Genomic DNA, 12255 nt, shown 5'->3' with positions numbered 1-12255 from the left:
CAGTTAAATCACAATGTTTACATTTAATTACAACACAAGCACTCAATGTAATAGTCTCTTTAATTTTGCAATTGTGATACTTAAGCAACTGAATATATAGAAAAATAAAAATTATAGATGAAAAATAATTGTTATTTTTGCATCATTAATTAAAATCCTTCCATCTGCCTACATTTCAACCACTTAATCTACTAATTCAAAAATAACCTGTTTAAGTGTAGTCAAAAATTGCGCAACATGAACACCATCCATTAATGCATGATGCACTTCAATATTCAGCGGCATTAAACCCGTATTATGCTGATACTGCCCAAACACGAATTTTGGCACACCTGAGCAATGGCTAGTTTCATGCGCAGCATGGCTAAAACTTGTAAAGTTAAACCAAGGTAATACAGAGACATGAATTTGCGATACCTGCGTTTCTCTGAGCTCAAACTCTTGTGTTAATAATGCTTGATTCATGTAATACGATTTTTGCTCATGAACATGTTCACAAAATTCGCCTAGGTTTTTTTTCAAGTACAAAGGCGTAAACCGAAATGTTTCATCACCTTTTAAAAAAACCGTACTGGCCATCAGTTCATCTACTTCAACGGGTTGATCATCTACAATACGGTAACGCATCGATGTACATTGATTAACCGCTTTTAATAAGCAATATAAGTAGCTTTGGGTAAATGAGTAGCCATTTGTGCGTGCAAATTGATAGAGCGCTGAAAAATCAACATGAGTCGTAATGTTAAAATGTGGTTTATCAAAACCTTTAAAAAAATGAAAGTGCTGAGCGCGGGGCCATGTGTCTAAATCAATTTTTTTCATATCGTCATAAAAATAAAAAAGGTATGCTCAGAGCATACCCTTTCAAATATTTTTTTCGAATAAAATCGTTATAAACCTTGTTCGATAATTTCTTGCGCTAATTCATCTGCGATGATGTGTGTCGACTTTTGCTCACTCTCAGAACGAGCAAATATTTCGGTTAATGTATCATAGATACCTTCAACGTGTTTTGTCGCATCAACCTCATTGTAACCATCAGGTTTAGTTTCGTAATATACATTGATGATACCACCTGCATTAATTACATAATCTGGCGCATACAACACACCTTTTTCACGCAAAATCTCACCATGGCGAGATTCAGCAAGTTGGTTATTAGCGCAACCTGCAATGATGTTTGCTTTGATACGTGGAATCGTATTGTCATTAACCGTCGCGCCTAATGCGCAAGGTGCATACACGTCAACGTCTAAGTCATAAATTTCATCAATGCCAACCGCTGTTGCACCAAAGTCATTAACCACTCTATCTATTGACGCTTGGTTGATGTCTGTCACAAACAGTTCAGCGCCTACCTCATGTAAGTACTTACATAACCCGTAAGCAACTGCACCTAAACCCTGAACAGCCACTTTCACACCCGCTAAGTCTTGATGACCATGCTTATGCTGATAAGCCGCTTTGATACCTAAAAACGTACCTAGAGCAGTAAATGGTGAAGGATTACCACTTTTACCTTCTAAACCTAACACATAATTGGTTTCTTTATGCATCATCATCACATCACCTGTGGTGATGTTAACGTCTTCAGCAGAATAGTAACTTCCACCTAAACGCTCAAGATGCTTACCAAACGCTCTAAATAAGGCTTCTGATTTTATTTCTTTTGCATCACCAATAATGACGGACTTACCGCCACCAAACGGCAAACGTGCAACCGCATTTTTGTATGTCATGCCTTTTGATAAGCGCAGCACATCATATACCGCATCTTCATCTTTAGCATAGTGCCACAAACGACAGCCACCTACTGCAGGGCCTAGCTTAGTGCTATGTACCGCAATAATCGCTTTTAAGCCAGATGCTTCATCCGCACAAAAAACCACTTGTTCATGATTATCAAATTCAACTTGGTTAAATACAGCCACTTTAATATTCTCCGAAATGTCTCACCCTATGGGTGTTGATAGCGCTGAAATTGGCAAAACTCTATCACTAACTCAGCATGCATGCCAGAAAATGAGATGATCATCCTACTAAATTCAATTAATTTGAATAACTAAGCCTTTATTTTGTTGAAAAATGAATTTATAAACCAAAAGAGAATAAATAATCAGTTAATATAGTTAAGATATCTTAATTATTCGCAAGGGATGTTTACGTAAACGTAAACCACTCCTGTATTGTACAATTATAGTTACAAAAAAGCCGCAAGCTAAAGTGCACGCGGCTTTATACTATTTAGGGCGTGTTATCTGAGCTTGCTATCTAACTCTTCAATTTTAGCTTTCCAGATAGCAGGACCTTGCTCATGTGCATTTGCACCTGTGCTATCAACCGCAACGGTAACCGGCATATCTTCCACTTCAAATTCATAAATGGCTTCCATACCAAGGTCTTCAAAGGCAACGACACGCGCTTTCTTAATGGCTTTTGCAACTAAGTAGGCTGCGCCACCCACTGCCATTAAATAAACTGATTTGTTATTCTTGATTGATTCCACCGTTTCAGGACCACGCTCAGCTTTACCAATCATACCCACAATGCCAGTCTTTTCTAGCATTAGGTCAGTAAACTTATCCATACGAGTCGCAGTTGTTGGACCAGCTGGACCTACAGCCTCATCACCAACAGCATCCACTGGGCCAACGTAATAAATGAACTTGTTATCAAAGTCCACGCCCTCTGGCAAACCTTCACCAGAATTAATCATGTCTTGCAAACGTTTATGCGCAGCATCACGACCTGTTAAAATTTTACCTGATAATAAAACGGTTTCACCCATTTTCCAGTCATGTGTATCTTCTTTGGTTAAAGTATCTAAATTTACACGGCGTGTATCCTCACCTACTTCCCAAGTTACTTCTGGCCAATCTTCTAGTTTTGGTGCTTTTAAGTCAGCAGGGCCCGAGCCATTAAGCGTAAAATGAACATGACGTGTAGCAGCACAGTTAGGGATCATTACAACTGGCTTTGAAGCGGCATGAGTGGGAGCGGTTTTAATTTTAATATCAACAACCGTTGTCAAACCACCTAAGCCTTGAGCGCCGATGCCTAATTTATTAGCACGTTCAAAAATCTCTAAACGTAGTTTTTCTTCAGCTGTCTCGGCACCACGCTCCATAAGTTCATGAATATCGACAGGGTCCATTAACGACTCTTTAGCAAGTACGGCAGCCTTTTCTGCAGTTCCACCGATACCGATGCCTAACATGCCCGGCGGGCACCAACCAGCACCCATAGTCGGTAGCGTTTTTTCTACCCAAGCGGCAACATCATCTGATGGGTTCAACATAACCATTTTAGTTTTGTTTTCTGAACCACCGCCCTTAGCTGCAATCATTACTTCTACTTCAGTACCTGCCACCAAATCAATATGCACAACTGACGGTGTATTATCTTTGGTATTTTTACGACTACCTGCAGGGTCTGCAACAATTGATGCACGTAAAGGGTTATCAGGGTTTAGATATGCTCTTCGAGTGCCTTCATCAACCATTTGTTGAACTGTTAGATCTGTCTTATCCCACTTAACATCCATACCTACTTTTACAAAACAGGTCACAATCCCTGTATCTTGACAAAGTGGACGCTTGCCTTCGGCTGACATTCTAGAATTAATCAAGATTTGTGCAATGGCATCCTTTGCCGCTTTACTTTCTTCTTTGTGATACGCTTTTTCTAAAGCTTGAACAAAGTCCAGTGGGTGATAAAAAGAGATATATTGCAAAGCATCTTCAATACTGTCGATGAAATCTTGCTGACGGATCATGCTCATGACGGTTCCTTAATTTGTGTTATTTAACGCATCGGTTAATAACTGAATACATCTAAAAATAGTGACAATTAAGCTAAAACGTAAGCCACTATAGAAAAATAGATAAGTATGATAACCTCCCCGCCCGTTTCGGGCTAGTTTTCAGGTTCAAGTAAATGGTAAATGAACAGATCAATTGTAAAAAATTAAACATCTCACTTTCAGCAGAAGTTGTTTTTGAGCACTTTGCACATCTCCCCTATGCCGTTTTACTTGATTCTAGTAATGCAAAACATATGAATAGCCGGTTTGATCTCATCAGCATAAACCCAATACACCGTTTAGAAGCCAAACAAGGCAAAATCTATCTTGATGATGCTTTGCAAAATGATGATTGCTTTAGCATCATGAAGCAGCAGCTGAATAAACTTTGTGCAACCAAAGCACCATATGAATTGCCATTTAGTGGTGGTTGGCTCGGTTATTTTTCCTATGACTTAGGTCGCTACATAGAAAGTTTGCCCAAAAAATCTATACGTGACATTGCGCTACCCGAACTAAGTATCGGTTTATACCTCGATGCATTAATCTTTGATAATCATAAAAAGCAGTGGTATTACGTATCGCAACCTAATGTTGAGCGTGCTGACGAATATATGAATTATATCTTAGGTGCAGCACCAGATTACGATGAATTTGCTCTCACAACACCGTGGCAGTCAAATATGACACAACCACAATACACAGAGCGTTTTGAAAAAATTCAGCAGTACCTGCTAAGTGGTGATTGCTATCAAATTAATTTAGCGCAAAGGTTCAGCGCTGGATATACTGGTGCACCTTGGCTGGCGTATAAAAAACTTCGTGCTAGCAACAAAGCACCATTTTCTGCGTTCATTAATTTAGAGCGCAATGCAGTATTGTCAGTCTCGCCAGAGCGCTTTTTACTCGTCGACAAAAAACAAGTTGAAACAAAGCCTATTAAAGGAACATTACCACGATTAGATGACCCAAAAGAAGATGCCTTACAAGCTCAAAAGCTGGCTAGCAGCACCAAAGACAGAGCTGAAAATGTCATGATAGTTGACTTACTGCGTAATGATTTAGGCAAAGTTGCCAAACCAGGAACCGTTGCAGTGCCAAGTTTATTTGCCATTGAAAGCTTTCCTGCCGTACATCACTTAGTCAGTACAGTCACTTGCCAATTAGCTGAAGGAAAATGTGCCGTAGATCAACTTGAAGCAGCTTTTCCCGGGGGCTCAATTACCGGCGCACCAAAAATTCGAGCTATGGAAATTATAGAAGAATTAGAGCCTCATCGACGCAGTGTATATTGCGGTGCTATTGGTTATTTAAGTGCCTGTGGTAGGATGGACACTTCAATTACAATTCGAACTTTAGTATGCAGCCAAAAGCAAATATATTGTTGGGCTGGCGGTGGCATTGTCGCAGATTCACAAGTCAATCTTGAGTACCAAGAAACCTATCATAAAGTAAATAAAATTTTACCAACTTTGGAAAAATAAGAGCATAAAGTGACATTAAACGAGGTAATTACACGCTTTAACACCAGTGCAGTACAACAAAATAAGCCGCATATGGTTGCTCGTCAATCGGTCAAGTCAAGCGCGGTCTTAATCCCCTTGGTAGAACAAGATGGACAGGCTACTTTGTTATTTTGTAAACGCGCAGCTTACCTCACTCATCACCCATCGCAATTGTGTTTCCCCGGCGGCAAAGCTGAGCCGCAAGATAAAAACTTGGTGATGACCGCACTTAGGGAAACACAAGAAGAACTCGGCATTTTGCCAAGCAATATTACCCCTCTCGGTACGCTAAATATACATGCAACACTCACAGGCTTTAACATACTGCCAGTGGTTGCCAAATTAGCTCCAAATGCCCACTGGCACACCGACAGCGAAGAAGTTGAACATGCTTTTACCCTTCCCCTTACACAATTAGTGGATACTAAGAACTGGCATATATACGAGCTGATACTAGGCGGCAAAGCTCGCCAGCTGCCCGGGTTTATAACACCGCATGGGCTACTTTGGGGCGCGACTGCAAGCTTAGTTCAAAACTTTATAGCACTGATAAAATAGACATACTAATTTCATAGCGTAACGGGTTACAAGGCTCCGTTTTAACGTTATGATGTGCCCCCGTTCAAAGGCAATGTTGAGTAAAAAATATGATTAGTGCATTTGATATGTTTAGTATCGGTATTGGCCCCTCGTCGTCTCATACCGTTGGTCCAATGCGCGCATCGCGGCTATTTGTTAAAGACTTGCAAGACAAAAACTTGCTAGCGCAAACAACCGAAATTAAAGTTGAGTTGTTTGGTTCTTTAGGTCAAACAGGTATCGGTCATGGTTCAGGTAAAGCAGTAATATTAGGGCTTGCTGGTCACGACCCTGAGACAATCGATGCAGATGCAGTTCCTGATATTTTAGAAAAAATAGAGCAAGATCAAGCACTCTACCTTGATCAAAACCACAAGGTAAAATTTCCAAAGCAAGGGGCTGTGGTATTTCATCGCAGAAAAACCTTACCCAAGCATTCAAATGCAATGGAAGTTATTGCGCTTAATGGTAAAGAAAAAATACACAGCCAAGTATATTACTCTATTGGCGGTGGCTTTATTGTTACTGATGAGCAATTTGAGCAAGAAAAACAAGCGGCGCTCGATATTAGAGAGCAAAACCCTGCCCCTTACCTGTTTGATAGCGCTGAGCAATTACTGCTTTTGTGTAAAGAAACTGGTTTCAGTGTATCTTCACTCATGATGCAAAACGAAAAAACGCTCAGGCCGATTGCTGAAATTAAATCAGAACTGTTTAATATTTGGCAGGTAATGAAAGCCTGTATTGAACGAGGTATGCGCACTGAAGGTATTTTACCTGGTGGACTAAAAGTAAAACGTCGTGCTCCAAGTTTATATTTGAAGTTGAATGTAGAAGATAGTAACGACCCACTGCGAGCCATGGATTGGGTTGATTTGTTTGCCTTAGCAGTTAACGAAGAAAATGCTGCTGGGGGTCGAGTGGTCACTGCCCCAACAAATGGCGCTGCCGGTATTTTACCCTCAGTATTAATGTATTATCATACCTTTATCAAAGAAGTAGATGAAGAAATCGCGACACGTTACTTACTAACCGCCGCTGCCATTGGTATTTTATATAAAAAGAATGCCTCTATTTCTGGCGCAGAAGTAGGCTGCCAAGGTGAAGTAGGCGTTGCTTGCTCAATGGCAGCTGGTGCACTAACAGAAATCATGGGTGGCAACGTAGTAAATGTTGAAAATGCCGCAGAGATTGGCATGGAGCACAATCTTGGTTTAACCTGCGACCCTGTCGGTGGTCTAGTACAAGTGCCTTGTATTGAACGCAATGCAATGGGTGCAGTAAAAGCAATTAACGCTTCTCGCCTTGCTATGCGCGGTACTGGTGAGCAAAAGGTTTCTCTGGATAAAGTAATAAAAACTATGCTTGATACTGGCAATGATATGAAAACCAAATACAAAGAAACCGCCCGTGGCGGCTTGGCCGTCAATATCATTGAGTGTTAAAAACTATTAATCACAGATTATTTAGTGTAGATGTAAAAAAACCCAGACCATAGTCTGGGTTTTTGGTATCCAGAGTTCAAGTTACTTAATTATTTTTAGCAACTAAAGCTGCATTAAAAACCTCTTCTGGCTATAGACAAATTTTCATTGCCTCAAAATAGATCTCTTAATTAAACGAAAGTTATTAATTATTTAAATTAGTACTATGTGCTTTTCTTAGCCTGTCCTTTGAACAAGTAAGCAGCACTAACGCCGCTAATAAAACCAAATAAATGACTTGATACACTGGTCGAAGAGTCAAACGAGAACAACGTACCAAATAGATTAATTTGAAAATAGTGCGTCACCGCTAACAAAGCTACTGCGAGCAAAAAGCTAAGCAAATTACGCCTAAAAATAGCACTGCCCATAATAAAGCCAAAGTAACCCATCACAATGCCTGAGGCACCAATGTGATTAGCATGACTAGCAAATAGCCAAACTAATAAACCCGTCGTAACAAAGATAACCCCCGTAGCGCGTTTAAAGCTGCTTAGCTGGCTCGCTAAATAGCCACTAATTAATAAACCGAGCGTATTGCCAATTAAGTGCTGCCACCCGCCATGAATAAATGGGTAAGTTATAATGCCAAAGAGATGCTCCCGACTTAATGGCACTAATCCAAAGCTATCAAAAGACAGCGAAAAGAGCATATTTACGCCATGTACAACCCACATGATAGCCACCATTACCAACACTATTTTAAAATTACTCATTGCTGGTATATGTTGGGTTATCAGTAATTTCTTTATCAAAGTCTATTCCTAGTACGGCTTTTAAAATTTGAACTATCACACACAAAATTAACTCGAAAACAACTTTATACGCCATCTACAGGTATTGCCGGATTATGGCAATGACTGCTTAGCTTGACCAAAAAAGCAAGTTACTTTGGAAGTTGCAATAACTCACTCCATTTAATATCTTCAGTGAAAACTGAAATATCTTAGCGGTTAATTATTATAGCTTTTATACATTGACTCTCAAACTTCTGTTTAACCTGCACAGGCAAACAAATAAAGACATAGTATGTCTCTAAAAATCACACAAATGCAACTACTAAGTCAAGGGGAATTGCTGATAACATATAAAAAAACCGAGCCTAAGCTCGGTTTTTTTATAACTAAATCAATGAATAAGTTATAGATATTCAACTTCGATGATTTCAAACTCTACTGCGCCATTCGGTGTTTGAATATTTGCTGTATCATCTAACTCTTTGCCTATTAAGCCACGTGCGATCGGTGAGTTAACTGATATCAAATTACTTTTAATATCAGCTTCATCATCGCCCACGATGCGGTATTTTAGCTCTTCATCTGTATCGACATTACAAATAGTTACGGTAGTACCAAAAATAACCTTGCCATTATTTTCTATTTTAGTAACGTCAATGACTTGAGAAGTCGAAAGCTTCGCTTCAATTTCTTGAATTCGACCTTCGCAAAAACCTTGCTGTTCACGCGCTGCGTGATATTCAGCATTTTCTTTTAAGTCGCCGTGCTCTCGCGCATCTGCGATATCGGCAACTATTTGTGGACGAACAACCGATTTTAAATGGTTTAGTTCATCACGAAGCAACTGCTCGCCTCGTACTGTCATCGGAATTGATTGCATAAGTATCTCACTTAACACCAAGGCCCCTTGGCCTTGGTTTAGTTCTTAGTTCAATCGTTGGTGTAGCTCTTGTACAGAATTTACTGTGCTTCTGTCATCTGCAGCGTGTGCAGAGCAGTTCGCAAATGCTGCGTTAAGCGTGGTTGTGTAGTTTGTTTTATGTTGCAACGCACCACGACGTAACACCTTCGAGTCTTCGATCGCTTGGCGACCTTCGGTGGTATTTACTATGTAGCTGTACTCACCATTTTTGATTCTATCAAGAATGTGAGGACGACCTTCGTATACCTTGTTCACGCGACGCACTTCAATGCCTGCTTCTTCTAACGCTTTAGCAGTACCCTTTGTTGCATCTAACTCAAAACCAATCTCTGACATGATTTTAGCTAGCTCAACAACACGTGACTTGTCGCTATTGCGCACAGATAGTAGCGCGCGACCACCTCGCGGTAAAGCATTTCCCGCGCCTAATTGTGCTTTTGCAAACGCTTCGGCGAAGTTTTCACCAACTCCCATTACTTCACCTGTTGAGCGCATCTCAGGGCCTCGTAATGGATCTACACCTTGGAACTTAGCAAATGGCAACACCACTTCTTTTACGCTGTAGTATGGTGGAATAACTTCTTCAGTAATGCCTTGGCTTGCTAATGATTGACCAGCCATACAACGAGCGGCTACTTTTGCCAATGCAACACCCGTTGCTTTAGACACAAACGGTACGGTACGCGCAGCACGTGGGTTTACTTCGATTAAATAAACTTCACCATCTTTGACAGCAAACTGCGTATTCATCAAACCGATTACACCTAGCTCAAGTGCCATATCTGTCACTTGCTTGCGCATCACGTCTTGGATCTCTTCAGATAATGAATGTGCTGGTAAAGAACACGCTGAGTCACCTGAGTGAACACCCGCTTGCTCAATGTGCTCCATAATGCCGCCAATGATAACTTGCTCACCATCGCAAATCGCATCTACGTCAACTTCAATTGCATCATCCAAAAAGCGGTCTAAAAGCACAGGTGCTTCATTTGACGCTTGCACGGCTTCAGTCATATAACGGCGTAAATCATCTTCGTCATAGACAATTTCCATAGCACGACCACCGAGTACATATGATGGACGAACAACCAGTGGGAAACCGATTTCTTGTGACTTGGCAATGGCTTCTTCAAGTGATGTCACCGTTGCATTTTCAGGTTGTAGTAAATTCAAGCGCTCAACCATTTGCTGAAAACGCTCGCGGTCTTCAGCACGGTCAATGGCATCTGGAGAAGTACCAATGATTGGCACACCATTTGCCTCAAGTGCACGGGCAAGTTTCAATGGCGTTTGACCGCCATACTGCACAATCACACCTTTTGGCTTTTCAACACGAACAATCTCAAGCACATCTTCAAGGGTGATTGGCTCAAAGAACAATCTATCTGACGTATCATAGTCTGTAGAAACAGTTTCAGGGTTACAGTTAACCATGATAGTTTCATAACCGTCTTCACGCATTGCAAGCGCCGCATGTACACAACAGTAGTCAAATTCAATCCCTTGACCGATGCGATTCGGACCACCGCCAATAACCATGATCTTGTCGTTATCCGTAGGGTTTGCTTCACACTCTTCGTCATAGGTAGAGTACATATACGCGGTGTCTGAACTAAATTCAGCAGCACACGTATCAACGCGTTTGTACACTGGCACGATATTTAACTGATGACGCTTTTTACGAATTTCTTTTTCAGATACACCTGCTATTTCTGCAATGCGCTCATCAGCAAAGCCTTTGCGCTTTAAGCGGCGTAAAAAATCTTTATTTAAACCTGCAAGGCCAACTTCGGCAATAGTCGCTTCATCTTTGATAATGTCTTCAATTTGTACCAAATACCAAGGGTCTATTTTAGACAACTCAAATACATCTTCAACGCTCATACCATGGCGCATGGCATCGGCAACATACCAAATACGCTCAGCACCGGGTTCGCGTAATTCACGGATAATCGTTTCTTTGGCTTTAGGGTCATCCAGCGCAACAATTGGGTTAAAACCAGTCGCCCCAACCTCTAAACCACGTAATGCTTTATGTAGTGACTCTTGCTGATTACGGCCAATCGCCATAACTTCGCCTACCGACTTCATCTGAGTCGTTAAACGGTCATTCGCGCCAGCAAACTTTTCAAAGTTAAAACGTGGGATCTTCGTTACAACATAGTCAATTGATGGCTCAAATGACGCAGGTGTTGCACCACCTGTGATGTCATTTTGTAATTCATCAAGTGTGTAGCCTATCGCAAGTTTGGCTGCAATTTTAGCAATCGGGAAACCCGTTGCTTTTGATGCTAATGCTGATGAGCGCGATACGCGCGGGTTCATCTCAATGATAACCACACGGCCATCTTCTGGATTCACACCAAACTGCACGTTTGAACCACCCGTTTCTACACCAATTTCACGTAAAACAGCCATCGAGGCATTACGCATAATTTGATATTCTTTGTCAGTTAGGGTTTGCGCTGGCGCTACGGTGATTGAGTCACCGGTATGAACACCCATAGGGTCGAAGTTTTCGATTGAACACACGATAATACAATTATCGTTTTTATCACGAACCACTTCCATCTCATACTCTTTCCAACCGATTAAGCTCTCATCAATTAGCAGCTCGCTGGTTGGCGACAGGTCTAAACCCCGAGTACAAATTTCGTCGAACTCTTCTTGGTTGTAAGCAACACCACCGCCGGTTCCACCCATGGTGAATGAAGGGCGAATTATGCATGGGAAACCGATACGCGTCAGTACATCGTGCGCTTCTGTTATCGTGTGGGCAATCTCAGCACGCGGACACTCAAGGCCGATGTTTTTCATCGCCACATCGAAACGTTCACGGTTTTCCGCTTTATCAATGGCATCAGCAGTTGCACCAATTAGCTCAACGCCATGTTTAGCCAGTACACCATGCTTATCTAAATCAAGCGCACAGTTAAGTGCAGTCTGTCCACCCATTGTTGGCAACACTGCATCCGGCTTTTCTTTTTCAATTATTTTCTCAACAACTTCCCAGTGAATAGGCTCGATATACGTCGCATCAGCCATTTCTGGGTCAGTCATAATCGTTGCTGGGTTTGAGTTTACAAGAATAACTCGATAGCCTTCTTCTCTTAGCGCCTTACATGCTTGTGCACCAGAGTAGTCAAATTCGCACGCCTGACCAATGACAATTGGCCCTGCGCCTAAGATAAGAACGCTTTTAATATCAGTACGTTTTGGCATTTTT

The 12255-nt window shown here is 41.3% G+C and carries 9 protein-coding genes; 3 read left to right on the top strand and 6 right to left on the bottom strand.

Annotation, left to right across the window (positions count from 1 at the left end):
* Positions 1 to 183: 183 nt before the first annotated feature.
* The 3 genes from OCI93_RS03590 to OCI93_RS03580 form a co-directional block, all read right to left on the bottom strand.
* Positions 184 to 822 (bottom strand): CatA-like O-acetyltransferase, encoded by a 639-nt coding sequence (locus OCI93_RS03590; RefSeq protein ID WP_261592697.1) that lies wholly within the window; start codon positions 820 to 822, stop codon positions 184 to 186.
* A 68-nt stretch (positions 823 to 890) separates the two neighbouring features.
* Entirely contained in the window at positions 891 to 1931 is a 1041-nt protein-coding gene (locus OCI93_RS03585; protein WP_261625796.1) for a Leu/Phe/Val dehydrogenase, read from the bottom strand.
* 323 nt (positions 1932 to 2254) lie between these two features.
* Positions 2255 to 3781, bottom strand: coding sequence for a fumarate hydratase (locus tag OCI93_RS03580; RefSeq protein ID WP_261592695.1), 1527 nt, complete (start codon positions 3779 to 3781; stop codon positions 2255 to 2257).
* Between the two features lie 155 nt (positions 3782 to 3936).
* Between OCI93_RS03580 and pabB the strand changes: the two genes are divergently transcribed.
* The 3 genes from pabB to OCI93_RS03565 all read left to right on the top strand — a co-directional run bounded on the left by pabB (position 3937) and on the right by OCI93_RS03565 (position 7331).
* Positions 3937 to 5286: an aminodeoxychorismate synthase component I gene (gene pabB, locus OCI93_RS03575; RefSeq protein ID WP_261592694.1), complete on the top strand. Its 1350-nt coding sequence runs from the start codon at positions 3937 to 3939 to the stop codon at positions 5284 to 5286.
* A 9-nt stretch (positions 5287 to 5295) separates the two neighbouring features.
* Positions 5296 to 5865, top strand: coding sequence for an NUDIX hydrolase (locus tag OCI93_RS03570; protein ID WP_261592693.1), 570 nt, complete (start codon positions 5296 to 5298; stop codon positions 5863 to 5865).
* Between the two features lie 89 nt (positions 5866 to 5954).
* The gene (locus OCI93_RS03565; protein WP_261625795.1) at positions 5955 to 7331 is read left to right on the top strand and encodes an L-serine ammonia-lyase; all 1377 of its coding nucleotides are present in this window, start codon (positions 5955 to 5957) and stop codon (positions 7329 to 7331) included.
* 203 nt (positions 7332 to 7534) lie between these two features.
* On the opposite strand, the gene OCI93_RS03560 is transcribed toward OCI93_RS03565, so the two are convergent.
* From OCI93_RS03560 to carB, 3 genes are all read right to left on the bottom strand, one after another.
* Positions 7535 to 8125, bottom strand: coding sequence for a rhomboid family intramembrane serine protease (locus OCI93_RS03560; RefSeq protein ID WP_261625794.1), 591 nt, complete (start codon positions 8123 to 8125; stop codon positions 7535 to 7537).
* Between the two features lie 385 nt (positions 8126 to 8510).
* Positions 8511 to 8987, bottom strand: a complete 477-nt coding sequence (greA, locus tag OCI93_RS03555) for a transcription elongation factor GreA (RefSeq protein WP_261592881.1) — start codon at positions 8985 to 8987, stop codon at positions 8511 to 8513.
* Positions 8988 to 9032: 45 nt separating this feature from the next.
* Complete coding sequence (carB, locus tag OCI93_RS03550) at positions 9033 to 12251, bottom strand: carbamoyl-phosphate synthase large subunit (RefSeq protein ID WP_261592690.1); 3219 nt, start codon at positions 12249 to 12251, stop codon at positions 9033 to 9035.
* Positions 12252 to 12255 lie beyond the last annotated feature (4 nt).

Source organism: Pseudoalteromonas holothuriae, assembly GCF_945859825.1.
In the GTDB taxonomy this organism is placed as follows: domain Bacteria; phylum Pseudomonadota; class Gammaproteobacteria; order Enterobacterales; family Alteromonadaceae; genus Pseudoalteromonas; species Pseudoalteromonas holothuriae.
The sequence above is the reverse complement of the archived record's forward strand: the minus strand, read 5'-3'. Positions and strand labels throughout refer to the sequence as shown.